The following is a 21,795-nucleotide window of genomic DNA, read 5'->3' on the forward strand; positions in this document are numbered from 1 at the left end:
GTAGCGGTTATAAATGCGGATGTCCTTAGCCGGTATTCAGGTGCTGTTCGTCATGGCGACAGAGGCGGAATACGGGCCCGCCCTCCGCGCCCTCATCACGCCGCTCATCACCGGGGTCGGTCCGGTGGAGGGAGCCGTGACGCTGACCGCCGCCCTGGCCGAAATGCGGCAGCGACCAAGGTTAGTTGTTTCTCTCGGCTCTGCCGGATCGAGGAAGCTGGAGCAGGCGCAGGTCTACCAGGTCTCCTCCGTGGCCTATCGGGACATGGATGCATCGGCGCTGGGATTTGAACGCGGTCTTACGCCGTTTCTCAACCTGCCAGTGCGGATCGACCTTCCGCATCATATCCCCGGCCTACCCAATGCCAGCCTGTCCACCGGGGCAAATATCGTCAGCGGCATAGCCTATGATCGGATCGACGAGGAGATGGTGGACATGGAAACCTTTGCCCATCTGCGCGCGGCGCACCGGTTCGGCATTCCTCTGATCGGCCTGCGCGGAATATCGGACGGCGCCGCTGAATTGACGCACTACACCGATTGGACCCAGTACCTGCATGTAATAGACGAACGGCTTGCAGCCGCTGTGGTCATGCTCCGTGACGCGCTGGAAAGCGGAGCGCTGCGCCTCTGAGCGGCGCCCTTCGTCCCGCGTGACTGCTGCCGCACTGTGCAGAGGCGCTGAACTGCAGGCAAGCCCGATAGCGGCTTCAACGGGTTTCCTCCCTGCTAGCCTGCGAAAGGGCCGACCATGACGCGGCCTCCACCGTCGGCGTGTCGCGGGCAGCCAAGAGAGGCAAAAGCAGGGATCTGGCCTCCGATGCTGCGCCATCAGGGGGAGAATACCCGCTCTTCGGCCAGTCGATGTGTGCAGGTTGCTGAAAAATTCCATAGGTGTCGTCTATGCTCCGGGAATCGGGAAATCCGCCCGTGAATGACCCGAAATATGTGGGTCTCCCGCTGTAATTTAACAGATGAAACGATTTCCGCTTCGGCGTGGACCTGAAAATCTTTTCAATCGCCTGTTGGAGTCAGGGCGGCAGAAAATCGGTGGAGAGGTCGACCGCTGCAGATTATTGCAGCTCCGGCCATCACCAACAATCTTCGGGGCGAAGCGCAGGGCCGACGATCCGCAAATGTGGCGCTGCATGGGCAGAAGGTCCATGCAGCGCTGTCTATCAAGACGCGAACATCAAGCAGAGCCTGGCAGACTGCTTAAAATGGTTTTATGGCCTGTGTTGGAGCGGAAATCGTTCGCAATTTGACGAATCCAGCCGAAAATCCATGCACTTCCGAGCATTTACGGGCCTATTTTCTGCTTCCCGCACATAGGCATGACACTTCAGGACTTTTCAGCACCCTGTTAGCGGCCCGCCTGCCGAAAGCGCATGCCCGCCCGCCCTATCCAAGCGTCTTGCGGACGGCATCTGCGGTTACGCCGACGATGATATCGGCCTCCGCCTCCGTCAGGCACAGGGGTGGCGCAAAACCCAGAATGTCGCCTTGGGGCATGGCGCGGGCGATGACGCCGCTTTTCAGCATCTCGGCCACCACTTTCGCCCCGACGCCGTCCGAAGGGTCGAAGAACATGCGGGCATCGCGATCCTTTACCAGTTCGACGGCGCACAGCATGCCTTCCCCCCGCACATCACCGACATGCATGTGATCCCCCAGCGCGGCTTTCATCCGGGCATTCAGATAGGCCCCGACGCGGGCGGCATTGCCCACCAGGCCCAGCTCGTCGATAAGGTTCAGGTTGGCGATACCGGCCGCTGCCCCAAGAGGATGGGCGGAATATGTCCAACCGTGGCCCAGCACGCCATTCTCGTCCGTTCCCTGCATCAACACCTCCCAGACCCGCTGGCCGATGATGGAACCCGACAAGGGCGCATAGGCGCTGGTCAGACCCTTGGCACAGGTGATGATATCGGGCGTCATGCCGTAGTGATCACTGCCGAACATGCTGCCAAGCCGTCCGAACCCGGTCACCACCTCATCGGCGATCAGCAGGATATCGTGTTTCGTCAGCACCTTCTGGACCGCATCCCAATAACCCGCAGGCGGGGGCACGATGCCACCTGTGCCCAGCACCGGTTCACCGATAAAGGCGGCGATGGTGTCAGCTCCTTCCGCGACGATCAGCTTTTCCAGCGCATCGGCGCAATGGGCACTGAACTGCTCCTCTGTCATTCCCGCATCGCTGCGGCGGAAGTAGTATGGCGCTTCCGTATGGATCACCTGCGCCAAGGGCAGGTCGAACTTCTTATGGAACAGGTCGAGCCCGGTCAGGCTCCCCGTCATCAGGCCGGAGCCGTGATATCCGCGCCAACGGCTGATGATCTTCTTCTTCTGCGGCAGGCCGCGAATATTGTTGTAGTACCAGACGAGCTTGATGTTGGTCTCGTTCGCGTCGGACCCGCCCAGACCAAAATAGACCCGTGCCATTCCCTTGGGCGCGCGCTCCATCACCATCTTGGCCAGGGTGATCGCGGCCTCGGACCCGTTCCCCGCATAGGCGTGGTAATAAGCCAGATCCTGCGCCTGCCTGGCGATGGCATCCGCGATTTCCCTGCGGCCATAGCCAACGTTCACGCAGTAGAGGCCGGCAAATCCATCAAGCAGACGGTTGCCGTCCCTGTCTATGATATGGACACCCTCCGCGCCTTTGATGATGCGCTGCGCTCCCTCTCCGCGGGCGAATTGGCCAAGGTTGGTCGAGGGGTGAAACAGGCTCTCGCGGTCCCATCTGGACAGTTCGTCATTGGTCAGCATTCTCATGCCCTCCTGTGGTCCGCCCAGTCGCGGCAGACATATTTGATTTCGGTAAACGCCTCCATGCCGTGACGGCTGCCCTCGCGGCCCAGACCGGATTGCTTCATGCCGCCGAACGGAATCGGGGCTCCGGTAACCTTGGTGCGGTTCACGGCGACCATGCCGAATTGCAGCGCCCGGCTCAGCCGGTAGATCCGGCGCGGGTCGCGGGAATGGACATAGGCGACAAGGCCATATTCGGTTGCGTTCGCGATACCGAGCGCCTGTTCCTCGGTATCGAAGGGAGCAATCGCCGCGACCGGGCCAAAAGTCTCCTGGCGGAAGATCAACGCATCAGGCGGCACATCGGCAAGAACCGTGGGCTGATAGAACAGCCGCCCCTGCACGTCCCGCCTGCCACCCGTCAGCAATGTCGCGCCGAGCGAAAGAGCATCGGCCACGTGTTCTTCCTGCTTGCGGACCGCGGCTTCGTTCATCAAGGGGCCGAGGTCCCGATCCTGATCCCCCGGGCCGAGGGTGAGCGCTGCGGCCGCCTGAGCGAAGCGGTTGCAGAAGTCCTCATAGATCGGCCGTTCCACGAGAAAGCGGTTGGCACCGAGACAATCCTGCCCGGATGTCGCGAACTTCGCCTTGATCGCCTCGTCCACCGCAAGATCGAGATCGCAATCAGCGAAGGCAATGAACGGCGCATGTCCGCCCAGTTCCAGCACCAGTCGTTTCACCGTGTCGGACGACTGCCGATACAGCAGCTTGCCGATTTCGGTCGATCCTGTGAAGGACAGCGCCCGGACGCGCGCATCGCCGCACCAGGCCCCCACGATCTCGGGCGCATCGCCCGTGACGACGTTGAAGACGCCGGGTGGGAAGCCGGCGCGGTGGGCCAGCTCTGCAAGCGCCGTTGCCGAAAGAGGCGTTTCGGCGGAGGGGTGAATGACCACGGCGCATCCCGCCGCCAACGCGGCCGCCGCCTTGCGGGTGATCATCGCGCAAGGGAAGTTCCACGGCGTGACGAGCGCGGCGACGCCGAGGGGTTCGCGCCACAACTCCATCTCTGCCGTCGAAAGATGAGAGGTCACGCTCTCGATGTTCGGGCGCTTGGCTTCCTCGGCATAGAATTCGACAAAGCTCGCTGCATAGTCGATTTCTCCGCGCGATTCCGACAGGGGTTTGCCCTGTTCCGCCGTCATGATCCGGGCCAGATCCTCACGGCTGTCGCGCAGGAGCAGGAACCATCGGTGGAGAACCGCCGCGCGTTCCTGCGGCAGCGCGAGCGCCCAGGCGGGGAACGCGGCGGCGGCAGCATCGACGGCGGAACGGGCGCCTGCGGCATCCAGCTTTGCCATCCGCGCGATGGTCTCGCCCGTGGCCGGGTCGGTGACGGCGAAGCGCTCAGCCCCGATCCATCTGCCATCGACAAACGCGTCCTCCCGCCAGAGGGTGATGTCGGAGATCATCCCTCCACCTCCACGCCGATGACGGCAACACAGTCGCCGGGTTTCACGATACCCGGGAAATGCCGCGCCATCATTACTCCGGCACGCCCGGCAGTGACGGTCACAGGGAGCAGTCCTGTGCGGGCGACGGGAAAGATGCGGGCAACGGGCTGATCCTGAACGACGTGATCGCCCAGATCGGCCAGAAATTCGATCAGCCCGCCGTCCTCCGCGAAGGTGAAGCAGTCGGCGTCCGGCATGTCGAGCCACTGGGTGGGCTGTGCATCGACATCGCCCTTCAGCAGGCCGGCCGCAATCAGCAGGTTCTTCAGACCGCGTTTGGCGATGCCTGCCGTATGCGCTGTGGCCGTGCCGCCGCCGCCCAACTCGGTGGTGACGAAGATCTTGCCCATCTCCTCTGCCGCCGTGTCGTACATCCCGACCGCGTCGATCTCGAGCATCCTGACCGACCAGGGCGCGCCGAAGGCCCGGACGAGATCGAAGCTCTGTGCCTCCTGCCGTTTGTCGGGCAGGATATGGGCCGCGCAATAGGGCAGGAAATCCAGCGTTTTGCCGCCGGAATGAAAGTCGAGCACGATATCGGACATGGGCAGAAGCACCCTTTGAAAATAGTCCGCAATCTTCTGGGTGACGGAACCGTCCGGGCGCCCGGGGAAGCTCCGGTTCAAATTGCCCCGGTCAATGGGAGAGGTCCGCGTCCCCGCACCGAAGGCCGGATAGTTCATGGCAGGAACGATGATGATCCGCCCCGATACATCCTCCGCCCGTATGGTCGAGGAGAGATCGAACAATGCGATCGGGCCTTCGTATTCATCACCGTGATTTGCCCCGGTCAGCAACGCGGTGGGGCCGTCGCCGTTGTTGACGACGGCAATCGGGGTCATGATCGATCCCCAGGCCGCGTCATCGCGTGAATAAGGGAGCCGCAGGTATCCATGCTGAACCCCTGGGGCCGCGAAGTCCACCGTCGCTGTGATCGGCGAGGGGACGAGTTGCATCTGCATGGGCAGCATCGCGTCAGTCCTTCACGAACAGCTTGCGCGGCACGGAGGCCAGCAGCTCCGGCGCGCCTTCGGTGATTGCAATGCTTTCGGTGATCTCCAGTCCCATTACGTCCGACCACAGGCCGGTCATGAAATGGAATGTCATGCCCGGTTGCAGCACCGTCCGATCACCGGGGCGCAACGACATGGTCCGCTCGCCCCAGTCCGGCGGATAGCTGACGCCGATGCCATAGCCCGTGCGCCCGTCCTTGATGATGCCGTATTTCCTCAGCACGGCGTAGAAGGCGCCGGCAAACTGCTCGCAGGTATTGCCCGCGCGCGCGGCTTCCAACCCGGCCTCCATTCCCTCCAGCACAGCCTTCTCCCCATCGAGAAACACCTGCGGCGGCTTGCCCAGAAACACCGTGCGCGACAGTGGCGCGTGGTAGCGGTTGTAGCAGCCGGCGATCTCGAAGAATGTGCCCTCCCCCGCCCTCATGGGCCGGTCGTCCCACGTCAGGTGCGCGGCCGCCGCCTCACGCCCGGAGGGAAGCAACGGCACGATGGCCGGATAATCGCCACCGAAACCTTCCGTGCCGCGAACACCCGCATCGTAGATTTCCGCGACCAGGTCGCATTTCCGCATTCCCGGCTCGATCCTCTCGAAGATGCGCTCGTGCATTTTGGTCACGATGGCTCCGGCCTTGCGCATGTAATCCAGTTCAGTCGGGGATTTGACGGCACGCTGCCAGTTCACGAGGCCGGTCGTGTCACGGAACTTCGCGTCCGGCAGGTGCTTCTGCAAGGCAGCGAAGGCCGCGGCAGTGAACCAGTAATTGTCCATCTCAACGCCAATGCGGCGGGCACCCCACCCTTTGTCCGTCAGAATCCGCGACAGCAGGTCCATGGGGTGCTTCTGCGTATTCTGGACGTAGTCGTCGGGATAGCCGATGATATTGGCTTCGGACAGATATGCGGTGAACCGCGCCCCGACCGCATCCATCGCGCGCCCGAAGAAGAGTGGCTCGCCCTCCTCCGGAACGACCACACATTGGTGGACATAGAATGACCAGCCGTCATAACCGGTAAGCCAATTCATGTTCGAGGGATCGGTGACGATCAGAAGATCGACGCCCTTTTCATCCATCGCCCGCCGTGTCTTCGTCAGGCGATCTGCATACTCCTGACGGGTGAATTTCAATGCGACATCTGTCATCGGTTTGCTTTCAGAGGGTGAAGGTCTGGCCGGCCCCCGCGCCGGAGGCGCGAGCGAGGGCAAGCGTGGCAATGGCCGTGTCCTGAATGCCGGTGCCGGTCAGGTCTGCCAACGTGATCTGCTGGGCATCGCTGCGGCCCGGCGCCAGCCCTGCAAGGATCTGGCCAAGCTCGGGGAAGTCGCCGCCGAGACCGGCATGGTGCAGCTCGCCGAGTGTGCGCGTCTGCGACAGACGGTCGGCGACGTAATGGGCGGCGGCGACGAGTTCGGGCGCGATCTCGTTCTTGTGGCCCGCGTCCGAGCCCATCGCCGTGACATGGGTGCCGGGTGCCACGCGGTGCAGTATCGGGGCGGTTGCGGGTGTGGTCGTGACGACGACATCCGCCTGCTCAGCGGCCTCGCTGGCAGTGGCTGCGACCCTCACCGGGAAGGGCAGCGCCGCCGCCATCTCTGCGGCAAAGGCCTGTGCTCTGCCGGCATCGCGCGCCCAGACCGTTGCCCCGGCCAGCGGACGCACCAGCGCCAGCGCCTGCAACTGCATCCGCGCCTGCATGCCCGCGCCAAGGATCGCTACTCGCGTGGCATTCTGGCGCGCCAGCACATCGGCGGCGACGGCCCCGGCGGCAGCGGTGCGGATGTCGGTCAGGTAGCCGTTATCGAGCAGCAATGCCTCGACCAGACCCGTGGTGGCGGACAATACCACCATCATGCCATTGGCGGATGGCAGGCCGAGCGCGGGATTGCCGAAGAAGCCCGGCGAGATCTTGATGGCGAAATGCGACAGACCAGGCACATAGGCGGTCTTCACATCGACCTCTCCCCGGTGTTCGGGAATGTCGAGGCGCAGGATGGGGGGCATCGCGACGGGTTTTGTCGCCAGAGCCAGGAATGCATCGCGCACGCAGGTTACGGCCTCCGCGTCGAGCGGCACGAGCGCCCGCAGATCGGCTTCAGTCAGGATCTTTACGGGTGGTCTCATGCGGCCTCCGATGCGCCTGCCATGACGCGGGCGTGCAGGGCGGGGTCGATGTTCCCCCCCGACAGTATGGTGACGATCGGGCCGTCCGCGCGGACATCGGCGGGCAGCTTGTCGGCCAGCAATGCCGCCGTGCCGACGGCCCCCGCCCCCTCCACACGATGTCCGGCGCGTCCGAGATGACGGATGCCCTCGGCGATCTCGGCCTCGGTCAGCAGGATCACCTCGTCCAGCAGTGCCCGGCAGAGGGAAAAGGTCACGCGGTTGTCCTCCCCGATTCCCCCACCGAGGCTATCGGCAAGGCTTCGGGTCTCGATCACCTTGACAGGCCGTCCTGCTTGGAGACTTGCGGCCATTGCCGCGCCGTTTTCCATCGTCAGCCCGATCACGCGTGTGGCGGGCGAGATCGACTTGACGGCGACCGCGATGCCCGCGTCCAGCCCCCCGCCCGACAGCGGCACCAATACGGTCGCGGGCGCGCCGATTTCCAGGCCGATGGTGCCCTGCCCCGCGACCACGGCAGGATCGTCGAAGGGCGGGATATACGTCATGCTTTCATCGGCGATGGCACGGGCGACCTCGGCCATCGCCTCGTCCTGGCCGGCGCCGGTGATGCGCACATCTGCCCCCAGATCGCGGATCGCCCGGACCTTGTCGGGCGGCACAAGACGCGACAGGCAGACGGTGGCGGACACCCCAAGCCGCTGCGCCGCATGGGCGACCGCCCGGCCATGGTTGCCGGTCGATGCCGTGACGACCCCGCGCGACACGTCCCGCGTCGGGATGGCGTTTGTCGCCCCCCGCAGCTTGAACGCGCCCGTGGCCTGCCGATATTCGCATTTCAGCAGAACCGGAAGGCCAAACTCATCGGACAGGGCATCGTCGCGGACCACCGGCGTTTCGGCGATATGGCCCGCGATACGATGGCGGGCGGCGCGAATATCGGCGAGCGTCACGGTCATGGCTGCCTCATCAGCTGTCCGGGCAGAGCCGCGCCGGGATCGCCACAGGCCCGCATCGCCGCCCAGAGCGTTGCGAGGTTGGAGGTAACGACCGGAACGCCCAAAGCATCCTCGATCCGGGCTGCAACTCCCGCGGCGCGAACAGCGGTGCAGGAGATGAACAATGCCTGCGAGCCCGGCACGAAGGCCGCGCGGGCAGCTTCCACGACGCTGTCCTGCGAAAGCCGCGCCATCTCCCTGTCATCCGTCATGTTGAGGCAGGACACCCCTTGCAGCGCAAAACCCGCAGCCTCGAAGCATTCGGCCATCGGTTGCGTCGTTTCGGGCGTATAGGGTGTGAGCAGCGTGACTCGCGCGGCACCCAGGGCTCGCAAGGCCGTGAAGCCCGCGTAGATCGGTGTTATCGCCTGCGCGCCCGGCTTGCCCGCAGTGATTGCCGCACGCACCCTGTCGTCGCCGATCACCACGGAGGCCGAGGTGCAGCTATAGACAACCGCATCCAGTTCCTCTTCCGGCAGGATCAGGGCCGCAGCGCGTGTCACATCCCCCGCCATGGCAGCCAGCGTCTCCGGTGTGACGGGATTGGCAAAAGGTATGCGGGTTGCATAGACGCCGATCCCGCGCGGCGGCAGAACAGCGAAATCCACCTCCGTCGTGTGGTCGGTCGCCAGCGTCACCAACCCGATCCGGCGGGGAACGGCCCGATCATCCAGAGTGAGGGCCAGGTTCAGAACGCTCATCTCCTGCTCCCCCCGTAGCGGTGCTCCAGCCAGCGCAGGACGATGACGGAGAGCACGCTGACGATCAGGAACATCACGCCCACCATCGTGATCGGTTCCACGTAGCGGTAGGAACTGTTGGCGACAGACCGCGCCTGATTCATGAGCTCCAGCACAGTGATCGCCGAGAGCAGCGGCGTTTCCTTGAATATCGCCAGCAGATAATTTGCCATCGCCGGGATCATCGGCGGGACGGCCTGCGGCAGGATCACGTGGATCCACGTCTGGCGTGCTGTCAGGTTGGAGGCCTTGGCGGCCTCCCACTGGCCGCGGGATACGGCCTCTATCCCGCCGCGATACACCTCGGCGGTATAGGTGGCGTAATGCAGGCCCATCCCGATGACACCCGCGGTCAATGCGGGAAGGCGGATACCAAGGTCGGGCAGCACATAGAAGATGAAGTAGAGCTGAACCAGCAGCGGGGTACCCCGGATGAACTCGACAACGAAGGCGGTGGTACGCGAAAGGAGCCTGTTCTTCGAGCGGCGCAGGATCGCGAATGCAAGCCCCAGCACCGCCGCGACGATCGCGCCCAGAAAGGTGGCGAGCAGGGTGATCTGGAACCCGCGCAGAAGCTGCGGGAGGATCGACCAGGCGAAATCCCAGTCCCACTCCATCAGCGCACCCCGTCCATACCGCGCGTTACGCGGCGTTCGTAGGCGCGCACGGCATACGAGATGACCGACGACATCGCGAAATACAGGATCAGGATCGTCACGAACGGCAGAAACGTGTTGCCGGTCTGGGAGCGGACGACCTGTGCCTGAAATGTCATATCCGCCAGCGAGATAAGGGAGACGACGGAGGTTGCCTTGAGCAGTTCGATGGCATTGTTGCCGAAGGTCGGAAGCATCAGTGGCAGCGCCTGCGGCAGGATCACGTGACGCATCCGCTGAAACCGCGTGAGATTGACGGCGGTGCAGGCCTCATGCTGATCGCGCGGCACCGAGAGGATGGCGCCTCGGACGACCTCGGCGCCATAGGCGCCCACATTCAGGCCAAGCGCCATGACCCCGGCCTGCATGGGCGTCGGTGTCCACAGTCCGGTCATGGGCAGCACGAAATAGATCCAGAAGAGCTGCACGAAAATGGAGGTGCCGCGAAAGAACTCGATATAGACCGTCGAAAGCCAGCGGATCGGGGCGATCTGCGACAGCCGGCCAAGCCCGGCGGCGAAGGCCACGCAGAGCGCGAGGATGGAGCCCAGAACCGTCAGCAGGATCGTGACCTTGGCGCCGTTGAGAATAAGCATCAGGTATCCAAACCAGTCGCCCATGCGCTGATGCCGCCTTTCTTCGTTTGGGGAGGAGGGGCAGGAGGAACCTGCCCGGCCGGATCACTGCTGCGCGCAGAGCTTCTCGCGGCTGGTGGAGATCGCGGCCTGCGCCGAGAAGCCGTAGGGTTCGATGATCTTCGCGAACTCGCCAGATTGCTTGAGCTTCGCGAGTTCGACGTCGAACGCATCCCTGAGTGCGGTGTCGCGCTTGTTGAACGCAGCGCCATCGCAATAGACAGGTGCCCCTTGCACCGGCGCAAAGACCTCTATGCTGTTGTCCCCCGATTTCGACAGCAGGTCGTTCAGCGAAAGGATCGGCAGCGAATAGGCGTCGATACGGCCATCCTGCAGCATCTTCAGCCCCGACTGGGCATCCGGAACGACGATCAGGCGGTCGCGCGGAACGCCGGCATCAAGCGCCAGCTTCTCCTCTGTTCCACCACCGGGAGCGCCGAGCTTGGCATTGGGATCATTCGCGAAATCGGCATATGACTTGAAGCCCTTCGGATTGCCCACCGGGATCAGAAGGGCTTCGGCATCGCAAAGGATCGGTTCGGAATAGGCCACGGCGTTGCAGCGCTCGGGCTTCATGAACAGGCCCGCAGTGATCGCATCGACGCGCCCCGCCTGAAGGCTGGGGATCATCGCGCCATAGTCGAGGATCGAGGCCTCCAGATCCGCCACGCCTAGCGCGGCGAACACCGCGCGCGCCACGTCGGGCGCAGCGCCGGACACCTTGCCGTCGGCACCGATGGCGGTATACGGCGGCTCGTTGCCTATGGCGATGCGGACTGTGCCGACATTCTTCAGGTCTTCAAGCTTGTCCGCGAGGGCGGGCAACGGCGCCGCCAGAAGAAGGGCGGCGATCAGGGCGGTTTTCATTGTTTTCTCCTGTTGGATACTTATCCCACGCGCTGTCCTGCAGCGATGATCTTGCGCAGGAAGGACTTCGTGCGGTCCTCTTGCGGCGCGGTGAAAATCTGGCCCGGCGGGCCCTGCTCCACGATGCGGCCCCTATCGAAGAACAGCACACGGTCGGCGAAGTCATGGGCAAAGCCCATCTCGTGCGTGACGAGCAGCATGGTCATGTCGGTCTCACGCGCCAGACGTTTCATGACCTCCAGCACTTCTTCCACCAACTCGGGGTCGAGGGCTGAAGTCACCTCGTCGAACAGCATGATCTGCGGCTGCAGGGCCAGGGCGCGGGCGATGGCCACACGCTGCTTCTGCCCGCCGGAAAGCTGGCTGGGCATGTGATCAGCCTTGTCCGCCAGACCCACCATGTCCAGAAGTTCGCGCGCCCGGCGTTCGGCCTCGCTGCGCTTCTCCCCCTTGGTCAGGATCGGGGCCATGGCGATGTTCTGAAGAACGGACTTATGCGGGAACAGGTTGAAGTGCTGGAAAACCATGCCGATGTGGCGACGCATTTTGTGAAGATGCGCTTCATCCGCCGGAACCTCCGCGCCGTTCCTGTCCATGTGGTACAACGGCTCTCCGCAAAGCTCGATGCGACCGCCGGATATGTCCTCCAGCGTCATCAGGATGCGGAGGATGGTCGTCTTGCCCGACCCGGAAGGGCCGATCAAGGCGAGCTTTTCGCCCTTTTCCACATCAAAGCTCAGGCCGTCGATGACCCGCAACGTGCCAAAGGACTTTTGCAGGTTCTGGATGCTGATGATCGGTTGGCTCAATGCGTCCCCCTTGCTGCCTTGAAACCTTTGCAGCAAGACGAAATCAGTTCAATAGCAAAATAATATCATGACAATATTCGGGTGTCATGCCTACCTGACACGCCTAACCAATGAGCGGAAGCGGGGTTTCCACTGCCCCCTCCAATGTCTCAGAGACAAAGGACAGGCCCCTGCGCAAATCATCGGCGCTTGTTGAGCCCAGGGCGATTCGTACGGCATCGCGCCTGTTGCGATCGTCCAGGCGAAAGGCACGCCCCGAAGCTATGGCCACGCCGCGCTGCCGGGCCTGCGCCACGAAGTCTTCCTCATTGCGGCCCGGCGGCAGCTCCAGCCACACGTGCAGGCTCTGCGGATGAGCGCGAAAGGTTGCCGTGCCAAGGCACTCGCGCGCAATCTGGTGGCGTTCGCGCAATGCGTCACGCTGCCACGATATCAGCCTTGTGACCGTTCCATCATTGATCCAATGGCTCAGCAGTTCGACCATTGCGGGTGTCGCCATCCAGTTTGTGACCAAGTGCCGGTTGGCCGCTGCCAGAGCGATACGCGGCGGCGCTACCAGCCAGGCGACACGCAGCCCGGGCAGCGTCGTCTTGGTGAACCCGTTGATATGCAGCACACGCTCGGGTGCCAATACGGCCAGCGGGGGCGGACGATCGTCGATCATCGTGTTCAGTATGTCGTTCTCGATGATGAGGATGTCGTGCCGGCGGCAGATCTCGGTCAGCTCGACGCGCCGCTCGGCGCCGCTGACGATGGCCATCGGATTGACAGCCGACGGTTGGGTGTAGAGCGCATACAGATTTCCCTTTCGGGCAACGTGGTCGAGCGCCTCGGGAATGATCCCCTCGTCATCCACCGGAAGACCCTCGAGATGGATCCCCAGATATTTGCACAGGGGCATGAGCAGGTGATGCGTCAGCGATGCCGCCGCCAGCGTCGCGCCCGCCGGAACGGCAGTCATCACCGCTGTCGTGATGGCGGATGTGGCGCCGTCGGTCAGGATTATATTTTCGGCGGCGACGTCGATACCCGTCCGGCGGAGCCACTTGGCAGCGACCTGCAGATGCTGTGGCAGGACCGAATTCGGACGGAAGGAGAGGGCGGCGGAGGCAGTCAGGTTCTCCGCGACCCAGTGCAACCCCTTGCGGAAGGTTTCCACATGCATCTGGGTCGTGACAGGCTTCAAAATCGACAGGTCGATCAGCCCACCCAAGCGCTCTGACAGATACGGCGGGGCGTTTTCCGCACCTGCCGGCAACACGAACGAGCCGCGGCCGACTTCTCCCGCCACCAGCCCCCGTCGGATCAGTTCCTCATACGCGCGGGAGACGGTTTGCACGGAAAGGCCCATCTCATCGGCGAGCTTGCGATGGGGCGGCAGTTGCGCACCGGCGGCCACAAGCCCGTCCCGGATGGCGCGGGCATACTGCTCGGCCAGCGAAAGATAGGCTGGGCGGTGCAGGGCCGCAGGGTCGGGACGCCATATTGTCATGATTTCATCTCGGATCAATTCAGCAGATTGGCAAGAACAATCTTAACCCATATCGCATCAGCCCTCCTAAAGGGGAGCCAGCATGTTTGACAGGCTTGTGCGCAGGTGGGTCCGGTGTTTGGACCGACATCATGGCCCCACCGCCCTGCGATCCTGGGCACGCCCTGCCCTCTATCCAATAACGAACGCCCCGTGTCCCTGACCAGAAACAAGCGTGCGCCTCAAGAGGCGAGACAAGCATCACCCATGAGCTCGTGCCAAAAGGGTTGTGAGAGTTTGCGCCCTCCGGCGCACGGCTCCGTGCCGCACCATGCAGGTGGAGGGGCGGGCGATCGAAGTGATGTCCGTCCGCTCCGCATAGGCGCACTGTCCCGGACTCACGAACCGGAGCGTGCAGTTCTTCGGCAGAAAAACGCCCGCAAGATCAGCTCCGAAAAACCAATCCTCACCGACAGGCGCATCGTACCTGTTACCCTGCTGAAAACGGCTTTCTGGCCTATGTTGGAGCGGAAATCGTTCGCAATCTGACCATATTCACCCCGAAATCTATATATCTCCGGACGTTTCCGGGCCGATTTTCCGATTTCCCGCGCATAGGCCCGCGCAAGGGATGCTATTTCAGGACTTTTGCAGCAGCCTGCTAGGACCATGAGCACCCTCAGCAGGCCCCTCCAGGTCATTGAATACGGATTCCGAAACGTCGCTCTGCCACGGAGGGCAGCCTTCGTGCGCAGGAGTGCAGCCTACCGGGCGGGGCGGAAATCCAGTCCAGGATCGATACGGACGGGACGGTCTTTCAGCGAGAGCGTGGCGGTCAAGGGAGGTGTGCTGCTGATCACGCGCCCTCCCCGCAGCACAAAAAGCCGCGCCGGTTTGAGCCGGATGGCCTCGGTCACATCGGCGGCCTGCAACACGACCAGATCCGCGCGGCATCCCGGCGCCAGGCCATAATCCGCAAGGCCCATCGCCCTCGCCGGGTTGAGCGTGATCGCCTCGAAAAGCCGGGTCTTGTCGGCAACGCTGCCCATCTGCGCCACGTGGACGGCCATATGCGCGACCTCGATCATGTCGGCCGAGCCCATTGAGTACCACGGGTCCATGCAGCAATCCTGCCCCAGCGAGACATTGATCCCCGCCGCCATCAGTTCCGGCACCCGCGTCATGCCCCGCCGCTTCGGGTAGGTGTCGTGTCGTCCCTGAAGCATGATGTTGATGAGCGGATTTGGGATCGCATGTATCCGCGCCTCGGCCATCAGCGGGATGAGCTTGGAGACGTAGTAATTGTCCATGGAATGCATGGAGCTGAGATGGGATCCCGTCACCCTGCCCTCGAGACCGAAGCGGATCGTCTGCGCGGTCAGGGTCTCTATATGGCGGCTCAACGGGTCATCGGTCTCGTCGCAATGCATGTCCACCCGGAGGCCGCGATCTGCGGCGATGCGGCAGAGCGCTTCGACAGAGGCGCGGCCATCCTCCATCGTGCGTTCGAAATGCGGGATGCCGCCGACGATCTCCACCCCCATGTCGAGCGCCCGCTCCAGCGTCGCTGCGCCCTCCGGCGTCCGGTAGTAGCCGTCCTGCGGAAAAGCCACCAGTTGCAGGTCGATGTAGTCCCGGACAAGGTCGCGCACCTCCAGAAGCGCCTCTGCCGTCACCAGGCGCGGATCGGAGGTGTCGACATGGCTGCGGATATGCAAAAGCCCTCGGCTCACCGCAAGGTCGCAGTAGCGGAGCGCCCTTTCCACAAGAGCCTCCCTGGTCAGCAGCGGGCGGAGCTCCCCCCAGAGCGCGATACCCTCCAGCAACGTGCCCGACACATTCATCCGCGGCAGCCCGAGAGACAGGGTCGCATCCATGTGGAAATGCGGATCGCAGAAGGCGGGGCTGACAAGCCGCGCAGTCGCGTCGATCACCTGCCCCGCCTCGGCGGTGATCCCCTGCTCCACCGCAGCGATATGGCCCGCCCTTATGGCGATGTCGATGCCCTCCCGCCCGTCGGGGAGGTTGGCGTTGCGGATGAGGGTATCGAACATCGTATGGCCTTTCAGCGTTCGCCACGGCGGTAGGGTTGCATGAGCGCCTGCGGCACGCGGGCGCGGCGCGCCATCACCGCCAGCGCGATGATCGCAAGCACATAGGGTATCATGAGAAATATCTGGTAGGGGATCTGGCCGCTGAACCCGGCCTGAAGGCGGAGTTGAAACGCATCGAAGAATGCGAAAAGCAGCGCACCCGCCAGCGCGCGGAGCGGGCGCCAGGAGGAAAAGACCACCAGCGCGATACAGATCCATCCCCGTCCCTGCACCATGGTGGGGATGAAGCTATCGAAGGCCGACAGAGTGAGGAACGCACCCCCCGCTCCCATGAGCGCCGAACCCGCGATCACCGCGCCATAGCGGACGGCCATCGGGTTGATACCCTGCGCCTCGGCGGCATGGGGGTTTTCGCCCGTCATGCGGATCGCGAGCCCGAGCGGCGTGCGGAACAGGATCCAGCCCATCAGCAGCGCGAGCACAAAGGCGAGGTAGGTGGGCGCGGTCTGACTGAACAGTGCCTGACCGAAGAACGGCAGATCCGACAGACCCGGGATCGCCAGCGGGGCAAAGGGTGTGATCTTGGGCGGAGTGCCCTGTATGGCGACCAGCAAGCGAAAGAGGTAATAGCTGAGGCTGGAGGCGAAAAGCGTCACCCCCAGCCCCGCGACATGCTGCGAAAGGCCGAGCGTCACCGTCAATACGGCATGCAGCAAGCCAAAGAGAGCCCCTGCGGCCGCGGCCGCGATCAACCCCGTCCAGAGATCGTGCCCCTGAAAGACCGTCAGCCAGCCAATCATCGCGCCGAAGGTCATGATCCCCTCGATCCCGAGATTGAGCACTCCCGCCCGCTCGCAGAGCAATGCTCCGAGCGTGCCGAAGATCAGCGGCGTCGCGATCCGCAGCACCGCCGCCCAGAGACCGGCAGAGGCAAGGATGTCGAACAGATCGGTCATCGACGGATCCTGTATTGCGTGAAGAAGAGGGCGACGAGCATCGACAGCAGGGCAAGCGCCACCGTGACATCGGCGATATAGCTTGGAACGGCGAGCGCCCGGCTCATCGCATCGGCGCCCACGAACATCGTCGCGGTGAAGAGCGCGGCGAGGACCACCCCGAGTGGGTTGAGATTCGCCAGCATCGCCACCACGATGCCGGAATAGCCATACCCCGGGGAGAGTTCCGTCGTCACGTAGCCCATGACGCCCATCACCTCCATCGCGCCCGCCAGGCCCGCCAAGCCCCCGGAGATCATGGCGACCCCGATCAGCGTCCGCCCGAGAGGCACTCCCGCGAATGCCGCCGCTGCGGGGCTGAGGCCCGCCGCCCGCGCCCGCATTCCGAAGACGGTCCGCGCCTGCACCCACTGGATCAGCACCGCCAGCCCCAGCGCCACGATCAACCCGATATGCAGCCGCGACCGTGCGACGATGCTGGGCAGGGTTGCATTGTCATCGACCGGGATCGACTGGGGCCAGCCGAAAGCCATCGGGTCCTTCAGCACAGTGTCGATCAGCATGGAGACAAGGAGGATGGCGACGAAGTTCAGAAGCAGCGTCGTCACCACCTCGTCCACTCCGAAGCGAAGCCGGAGCCACAGGGGAATGAGCAGGAGTGCCGCCCCCGCCATGGCGCCGGTCAGGAACAGCAGCGGGATCTGGATGACTGCGGGCAATCCGGCAAAAGCGGTGCCGCTGGCCGCGGCGACCGCGATCGCGCCCATGTAGAATTGTCCCTCCGCCCCGATGTTCCAGAGCCGTGCGCGGAAGGCGACCGCGGCTGCGAGACCCGTCAGGATCAGTGGGATCGCGCGTGTCAGCGTCTCGGTTATCGCAAGACGGGAGCCGAAGGCGCCGGTTGCGATCCGCCCGAACGCGTCCAGCACCGGCGCACCCGCCATGGCGATGAGCCCGCCGCTGATCAGCAGCGCCACCGCAACGGCGATTAGCGGTGCCAGCAGGAGAAGCGCGGCGGGGCGTTCTGCACGGCGTTCAAACCGCATGCGCCGCCCCCCACTCGCCCGCCATCATCAGGCCGAGCCGCCGCGCATCGGCAGACTCCGTCGGAATGGCAGGCGACAGCCGACCACCCACGATGGCATGGATGCGATCCGAGAGCGCCATGACTTCCTCCAGATCCTCGGAGATGAGCAGCACCGCGGTGCCTTGCCGCCGGGCATCGAGCAGACGCGCATGCACGGCGGCAACGGCCCCCTCGTCCAGCCCGCGTGCCGGCTGCGCGGCGATGAGGATGCGGGGCGGTTCAATCAGGTTACGGCCGAGGATGAGCTTCTGCATGTTCCCCCCTGAGAGCAGCCGGACGCGGCTCGTCGGCGTGCCACCGCGCACGTCGAACCGGGTGATGATCTCCTGCGTGCGCCCGATGGCGGCCTGCTGATTGACGAGGCCGAAGCGCGCATACCGGGCCAGACGCTCCAGCACGACGTTCTCCCACAAGGTCATCTCCCCCACGGTGCCCTCATGGTTCCGGTCCTCGGGGATCCGGCCGATACCCGCCGCGATGGCCCCCGGAACCGTGAGCCGGTCCAATCGCTCGCCATGAAGCAGGAGGTCGCCCTCCGTCCAGCGCGCCATGCCGCCCAGCACCCGTGCAAGCGGCGTCTGACCGTTCCCGGAGACGCCGATCACGCCCAGAACCTCACCCTCATGGAGGCGGAAGCTCACGGATTTCAGCCGCTCCACGCCGCCGTCGCGCAGCGTCAACCCTGCCGCCTCCAGAACGACGGGGCCGGGTGTCGCTGGCGCGCGGCGCGGGCGTTCGACCGCCCGCCCCACCATCAGCTCCGCCAGTTCCCCCTTGCTCGTCTCCGCCGCGCGACGCTCCGCCACGAGCTTGCCGCCCCGCAGCACGGCCACGCGATCGGCGGTGGCCATCACCTCCTCCAGCTTGTGGGAGATGAAGATGAGCGACAGGCCCTGCCGCGCCATTTCCTTGAGGGTGGAGAACAACCGGGTGGATTCCTGCGTGGTCAGCACCGCGGTCGGCTCGTCCAGCACGAGGATCTGCGCATCGTTGTAGAGCGCCTTCAGGATTTCCACCCGCTGCTGCTCTCCGACCGACAGATCGCCCAGCCGCGCGTCCGGCGCGACGCTGAGACCGAACCGGTCGGAGATGGCGGTTAGCTTCGCCCGCGCGGCCTCTGTCGCGGAGCGGGGGCGCCAGAGGCTCTCCGTCCCCGTCATGACATTCTCCAGCACCGTAAGATTGGGCGCGAGCGAAAAGTGCTGATGCACCATGCCGATCCCCGCCCGTATCGCGGCACGGGGCCGCCCCGGTGGCAGCTCCGCCCCCATGACCCTGATATGCCCGGTATCCGGGGTGTAGTGGCCGAAGAGAATGCTCATCAGGGTCGTCTTGCCCGCGCCGTTCTCTCCCAGCAGGGCAAGGATCTCTCCCCTGTCGAGGGTCAGGGTTATCGCATCGTTGGCCAGCGTGGCGCCAAAGCGCTTGGAGACATCGACGATCTCGAGAACGGCATCGCTCATGCGGCATCTCCCATGGGCCTGGACCAGCGTCCCTCCCCCTCCAGGAGCGCCGCGAGCGCCAGCAGCACCGGCTCCGCCCCCCTGGGGGCGATCATCTGGACGGGAAGCGGCAGGCCGTCCCCATCCGCGCCGAAGGGCAGTGTGATCGCCGGAAAGCCCGAGACATTGGCGAGTGTCGCGAGCGGCGCAAAGCCGGATAGCGCAGAAAAATGGCGGTCTGTGTCGGTTTCCGTAACCGGAAGCCAGCCAACGGGCCGCGGTGGCCCCGTCAGCATCGGTGTGAGCAACACGTCGACACTCTGGAAGAGACCAGAAAGAACGTGACCGACTTGCGGGAGTTCGGCCAGAACCTGCCAGAAGGCCGTGGCGGCGGTTGCTTGCCCCTCCGCGATCACACGCTGCGTCAGCGGCTCTGCCCGCGCCGGATCCAACCCTGCCTCCGTGACGAAGGCTGCGAGGTTCACCGTAACGATAGCACGGAAGATCCGGTCGCTTGCCTCTGCCTGCGCGCTGATATCGGCCCAGCCGAGAGGGCTGAGCCGGTGTCCGTTTCTCGACAGCGTCTCTGCCGCAAGCTCCACCGCCACACGGCGCAACGGGTCCGTCGCCGGTTCGGTTTCGGTCAGCAGGCCAATTCGCAAGGAACGGGGATCAACCGCAAAACGGCGCGGATCCCGTGCTGCGCCGCTCAACACGGGGAAAAGCCGGGCCGCATCGCGGACGGAGCGGCAGATGGCGAACTCGCTGGCAATCCCGCCCAAGTGGTTGCCGAAATCCGGCCCTTCCACCACCGATCCCCGGCCCGGCTTCAGGCCCACAAGCCCGCAACAAGCCGCCGGCACCCGGATAGATCCGCCCGCATCCGTGGCATGGGCGATGGTGACGATTCCCGCGGCCACCGCTGCTGCCGCACCCCCAGACGATCCACCGGGGCTGAGGCTCGGCTCCAGCGGATTGCGCGCGATCGGGCCGATGGCCGGTTCACTGGCCAGCGACAGCCCGAATTCCGGGCTGGTCGTCAGTCCGAACGGCAGAAGACCCGCCCGGCGAAATTCGGCGGCAAGGCGGGACTCCCCGGCCGCCATCGGCTCGATCATGCCCGATCCCAGCCGGAGGGGCAGGCCCGCGAACGGCCCGCCCAGATCTTTCGCAAGCGTCGGAACTCCGGCAAAGACCGCCTGGCGCCGGGGCGATGCAAGAGCCAGCGCGTCAAACTCTGCGGCGGCAGCCCGCCCGGCGGCGGCGTCGAGCCACGCCACCGCACCGAGAGCGGAAAGACGGTCGGCGGCAGACAGCGCCTCCTCCATCGCGGCGCCCGCGGAAGTATCCCCGCTCAGGATCGCCTGTGCGAGTGCGGTGGCGTCAGACGGCACGATCAACCCTTGGTCGGATCCGCGAAATTCTGCGGAACGGTGAAGGACCCGCTGCGGATCTCGGCATGCACAGTCTCCATCGCGGCCTCCGCCGCTGCTGGTGCCACGCCTTTGACATAGGCGATATCGCTGCCGCCTTCCTTCATCAGCCCGTAAGCCGTGTAGTCGCGACCTGCAGGCTTGCCCGCCTGAACATCAGCGATGGCGGCATTCAGGATCGGGCGAAAGCCCCAGAGCGCATTGGCAAAGACGGTGTCGGGATACATCGGCGTGTAATCGATGAGCGAGCCGACCGCCTTGATGCCACGCTCCTTCGCGGCATCGGCGGTCCCGATCCGTTCGCCAAACAGGATGTCCGAGCCCGCATCGATCAGGGCAAGACCGGCCTCCCGCGCCTTGGGCGGGTCGAAGAACGTGCCGATGAAGGTCGTGGTGTGCTGCGCCTCCGGGTTCACGGCCTTCACCCCCTCGGCAAAGGCATTGATGAGCAGATTGATCTCCGGGATCGGGATGGCTCCCACCGAACCCAGCCGGTTCGTCTTGGTCATCTTGCCAGCCAGCATACCGGCCAGATAGGCGCCGTCGTAGTTCCACGTGCCGAACACGCCGAAGTTGTCGCCGGACGGCTTGCCGCTCGAGCCCATGACGAAAGCGGTCCCGGGATAATCCGCCGCCACGTCGCGGGCCTGCTTCTCCACCGGGAAGGTCTCACCGATGATGAGGCTGGCGCCCTGCTCCGCATATTCGCGCATGGCGCGCGGATAGTCGGTGGCGGATACGCCTTCCGAGAACACGTACTCGATCATCCCCTCTGCAGCCGCGTCCCGGAGCGCCTTGTGAAGGACGGAGTTCCAGGCGTTCTCCACCGGTGAGCCGTGGATACCGGCCACCTTGATCGGCGTCGCCGCACGAAGAAGTGCAGGTGCAAAGAGCGTGGCCGTACCGATGACGAGCCCGCTTTGCAGCAGCAGCCGCCGTGTCGGTGTGGTGAAGGAAGTCATGACGTACATCCCCGTGATGTTATGGCTGTTTTTTTGAGCTAAGGGAGAGGTATCACGCGCTGTCAACGAAGACCGCTCCCTGCCCGCCCGCAGCAAGAACGTCTTGTCACCGATTGCTTAATAATGCGCCAAATGAGAGATCGCTATGCCCCAACTATCCGTTGTTGGGAGGAGCACTGACGCGCAGGGAGATTCGCATAATGCATAACTTCCGAGCAGTCAGCCGTTCCATTGTGCAAAGGACATGGCCGCTGCACCTGCCTCACGGTTGCGCGACTGCA

The 21,795-nt window shown here is 64.3% G+C and carries 19 protein-coding genes; 1 reads left to right on the top strand and 18 read right to left on the bottom strand.

The annotated features are described in order from the left end of the window. Positions 1 to 13: 13 nt before the first annotated feature. Entirely contained in the window at positions 14 to 634 is a 621-nt protein-coding gene (locus CG51_RS13335) for a 5'-methylthioadenosine/S-adenosylhomocysteine nucleosidase (protein ID WP_088239015.1), read from the top strand. 767 nt (positions 635 to 1,401) lie between these two features. On the opposite strand, the gene CG51_RS13340 is transcribed toward CG51_RS13335, so the two are convergent. The 18 genes from CG51_RS13340 to CG51_RS13425 form a co-directional block, all read right to left on the bottom strand. Then, positions 1,402 to 2,772 carry an aspartate aminotransferase family protein gene (locus CG51_RS13340; protein ID WP_035745810.1) on the bottom strand — a complete coding sequence of 457 codons (1,371 nt, stop codon included), beginning with the start codon at positions 2,770 to 2,772 and terminating at the stop codon, positions 1,402 to 1,404. A 2-nt stretch (positions 2,773 to 2,774) separates the two neighbouring features. Continuing rightward, the gene (locus CG51_RS13345) at positions 2,775 to 4,226 is read right to left on the bottom strand and encodes an NAD-dependent succinate-semialdehyde dehydrogenase (protein ID WP_035745812.1); all 1,452 of its coding nucleotides are present in this window, start codon (positions 4,224 to 4,226) and stop codon (positions 2,775 to 2,777) included. Beyond that, positions 4,223 to 5,224 (bottom strand): N(2)-acetyl-L-2,4-diaminobutanoate deacetylase DoeB, encoded by a 1,002-nt coding sequence (gene doeB, locus CG51_RS13350; protein WP_084695194.1) that lies wholly within the window; start codon positions 5,222 to 5,224, stop codon positions 4,223 to 4,225. Before doeB ends, CG51_RS13345 begins: the two co-directional genes overlap by 4 nt. A gap of 19 nt (positions 5,225 to 5,243) precedes the next feature. Continuing rightward, the gene (gene doeA / locus CG51_RS13355; RefSeq protein ID WP_035745814.1) at positions 5,244 to 6,425 is read right to left on the bottom strand and encodes an ectoine hydrolase DoeA; all 1,182 of its coding nucleotides are present in this window, start codon (positions 6,423 to 6,425) and stop codon (positions 5,244 to 5,246) included. A 10-nt stretch (positions 6,426 to 6,435) separates the two neighbouring features. After that, positions 6,436 to 7,404: a cyclodeaminase gene (locus CG51_RS13360; RefSeq protein ID WP_035745816.1), complete on the bottom strand. Its 969-nt coding sequence runs from the start codon at positions 7,402 to 7,404 to the stop codon at positions 6,436 to 6,438. Continuing rightward, positions 7,401 to 8,363 (bottom strand): hydroxyectoine utilization dehydratase EutB, encoded by a 963-nt coding sequence (eutB, locus tag CG51_RS13365; RefSeq protein ID WP_035745817.1) that lies wholly within the window; start codon positions 8,361 to 8,363, stop codon positions 7,401 to 7,403. Before eutB ends, CG51_RS13360 begins: the two co-directional genes overlap by 4 nt. Next, positions 8,360 to 9,103, bottom strand: a complete 744-nt coding sequence (eutA, locus tag CG51_RS13370; RefSeq protein ID WP_035745818.1) for an ectoine utilization protein EutA — start codon at positions 9,101 to 9,103, stop codon at positions 8,360 to 8,362. The genes eutB and eutA overlap by 4 nt, the downstream gene beginning before the upstream one ends. Further along, the gene (gene ehuD, locus CG51_RS13375) at positions 9,100 to 9,759 is read right to left on the bottom strand and encodes an ectoine/hydroxyectoine ABC transporter permease subunit EhuD (protein WP_035745819.1); all 660 of its coding nucleotides are present in this window, start codon (positions 9,757 to 9,759) and stop codon (positions 9,100 to 9,102) included. The genes eutA and ehuD overlap by 4 nt, the downstream gene beginning before the upstream one ends. Beyond that, the gene (gene ehuC / locus CG51_RS13380; RefSeq protein WP_233141229.1) at positions 9,759 to 10,394 is read right to left on the bottom strand and encodes an ectoine/hydroxyectoine ABC transporter permease subunit EhuC; all 636 of its coding nucleotides are present in this window, start codon (positions 10,392 to 10,394) and stop codon (positions 9,759 to 9,761) included. The genes ehuD and ehuC overlap by 1 nt, the downstream gene beginning before the upstream one ends. 84 nt (positions 10,395 to 10,478) lie before the next feature. Further along, positions 10,479 to 11,300 (bottom strand): ectoine/hydroxyectoine ABC transporter substrate-binding protein EhuB, encoded by an 822-nt coding sequence (gene ehuB / locus CG51_RS13385; protein WP_035745821.1) that lies wholly within the window; start codon positions 11,298 to 11,300, stop codon positions 10,479 to 10,481. 20 nt (positions 11,301 to 11,320) lie between these two features. Beyond that, positions 11,321 to 12,109 carry an ectoine/hydroxyectoine ABC transporter ATP-binding protein EhuA gene (gene ehuA, locus CG51_RS13390; RefSeq protein ID WP_035745822.1) on the bottom strand — a complete coding sequence of 263 codons (789 nt, stop codon included), beginning with the start codon at positions 12,107 to 12,109 and terminating at the stop codon, positions 11,321 to 11,323. A 103-nt stretch (positions 12,110 to 12,212) separates the two neighbouring features. Then, positions 12,213 to 13,601, bottom strand: coding sequence for a MocR-like ectoine utilization transcription factor EhuR (gene ehuR / locus CG51_RS13395; protein ID WP_035745823.1), 1,389 nt, complete (start codon positions 13,599 to 13,601; stop codon positions 12,213 to 12,215). Positions 13,602 to 14,344: 743 nt separating this feature from the next. After that, positions 14,345 to 15,634 carry an amidohydrolase family protein gene (locus CG51_RS13400; protein ID WP_035745825.1) on the bottom strand — a complete coding sequence of 430 codons (1,290 nt, stop codon included), beginning with the start codon at positions 15,632 to 15,634 and terminating at the stop codon, positions 14,345 to 14,347. An 11-nt stretch (positions 15,635 to 15,645) separates the two neighbouring features. Beyond that, positions 15,646 to 16,590, bottom strand: a complete 945-nt coding sequence (locus CG51_RS13405) for an ABC transporter permease (protein WP_035745827.1) — start codon at positions 16,588 to 16,590, stop codon at positions 15,646 to 15,648. Beyond that, positions 16,587 to 17,636 carry an ABC transporter permease gene (locus tag CG51_RS13410; RefSeq protein ID WP_035745829.1) on the bottom strand — a complete coding sequence of 350 codons (1,050 nt, stop codon included), beginning with the start codon at positions 17,634 to 17,636 and terminating at the stop codon, positions 16,587 to 16,589. The genes CG51_RS13405 and CG51_RS13410 overlap by 4 nt, the downstream gene beginning before the upstream one ends. Continuing rightward, positions 17,626 to 19,140, bottom strand: coding sequence for an ABC transporter ATP-binding protein (locus tag CG51_RS13415; RefSeq protein ID WP_035745831.1), 1,515 nt, complete (start codon positions 19,138 to 19,140; stop codon positions 17,626 to 17,628). The genes CG51_RS13410 and CG51_RS13415 overlap by 11 nt, the downstream gene beginning before the upstream one ends. After that, a complete protein-coding gene (locus CG51_RS13420; RefSeq protein WP_035745882.1) occupies positions 19,137 to 20,513 on the bottom strand; it encodes an amidase in 1,377 nt (458 codons plus the stop codon). The genes CG51_RS13415 and CG51_RS13420 overlap by 4 nt, the downstream gene beginning before the upstream one ends. Before the next feature lie 2 nt (positions 20,514 to 20,515). After that, complete coding sequence (locus tag CG51_RS13425) at positions 20,516 to 21,514, bottom strand: BMP family protein (protein WP_035745833.1); 999 nt, start codon at positions 21,512 to 21,514, stop codon at positions 20,516 to 20,518. Between the last annotated feature and the right edge of the window lie 281 nt (positions 21,515 to 21,795).

The sequence above is a fragment of the Haematobacter missouriensis genome, assembly GCF_000740775.1.
Taxonomy (GTDB): Bacteria; Pseudomonadota; Alphaproteobacteria; order Rhodobacterales; family Rhodobacteraceae; genus Haematobacter; species Haematobacter missouriensis.

Excerpts from the sequence above, each read along its gene's own strand:
- CG51_RS13335 (WP_088239015.1), top strand. The coding sequence starts at position 14 with ATGCGGATGTCCTTAGCCGGTATTCAGGTGCTGTTCGTCATGGCGACA.
- CG51_RS13340 (WP_035745810.1), bottom strand. The coding sequence starts at position 2,772 with ATGCTGACCAATGACGAACTGTCCAGATGGGACCGCGAGAGCCTGTTT.
- CG51_RS13345 (WP_035745812.1), bottom strand. The coding sequence starts at position 4,226 with ATGATCTCCGACATCACCCTCTGGCGGGAGGACGCGTTTGTCGATGGC.
- doeB (WP_084695194.1), bottom strand. The coding sequence starts at position 5,224 with ATGCAACTCGTCCCCTCGCCGATCACAGCGACGGTGGACTTCGCGGCC.
- doeA (WP_035745814.1), bottom strand. The coding sequence starts at position 6,425 with ATGACAGATGTCGCATTGAAATTCACCCGTCAGGAGTATGCAGATCGC.
- CG51_RS13360 (WP_035745816.1), bottom strand. The coding sequence starts at position 7,404 with ATGAGACCACCCGTAAAGATCCTGACTGAAGCCGATCTGCGGGCGCTC.
- eutB (WP_035745817.1), bottom strand. The coding sequence starts at position 8,363 with ATGACCGTGACGCTCGCCGATATTCGCGCCGCCCGCCATCGTATCGCG.
- eutA (WP_035745818.1), bottom strand. The coding sequence starts at position 9,103 with ATGAGCGTTCTGAACCTGGCCCTCACTCTGGATGATCGGGCCGTTCCC.
- ehuD (WP_035745819.1), bottom strand. The coding sequence starts at position 9,759 with ATGGAGTGGGACTGGGATTTCGCCTGGTCGATCCTCCCGCAGCTTCTG.
- ehuC (WP_233141229.1), bottom strand. The coding sequence starts at position 10,394 with ATGCTTATTCTCAACGGCGCCAAGGTCACGATCCTGCTGACGGTTCTG.
- ehuB (WP_035745821.1), bottom strand. The coding sequence starts at position 11,300 with ATGAAAACCGCCCTGATCGCCGCCCTTCTTCTGGCGGCGCCGTTGCCC.
- ehuR (WP_035745823.1), bottom strand. The coding sequence starts at position 13,601 with ATGACAATATGGCGTCCCGACCCTGCGGCCCTGCACCGCCCAGCCTAT.
- CG51_RS13400 (WP_035745825.1), bottom strand. The coding sequence starts at position 15,634 with ATGTTCGATACCCTCATCCGCAACGCCAACCTCCCCGACGGGCGGGAG.
- CG51_RS13405 (WP_035745827.1), bottom strand. The coding sequence starts at position 16,590 with ATGACCGATCTGTTCGACATCCTTGCCTCTGCCGGTCTCTGGGCGGCG.
- CG51_RS13410 (WP_035745829.1), bottom strand. The coding sequence starts at position 17,636 with ATGCGGTTTGAACGCCGTGCAGAACGCCCCGCCGCGCTTCTCCTGCTG.
- CG51_RS13415 (WP_035745831.1), bottom strand. The coding sequence starts at position 19,140 with ATGAGCGATGCCGTTCTCGAGATCGTCGATGTCTCCAAGCGCTTTGGC.
- CG51_RS13425 (WP_035745833.1), bottom strand. The coding sequence starts at position 21,514 with ATGACTTCCTTCACCACACCGACACGGCGGCTGCTGCTGCAAAGCGGG.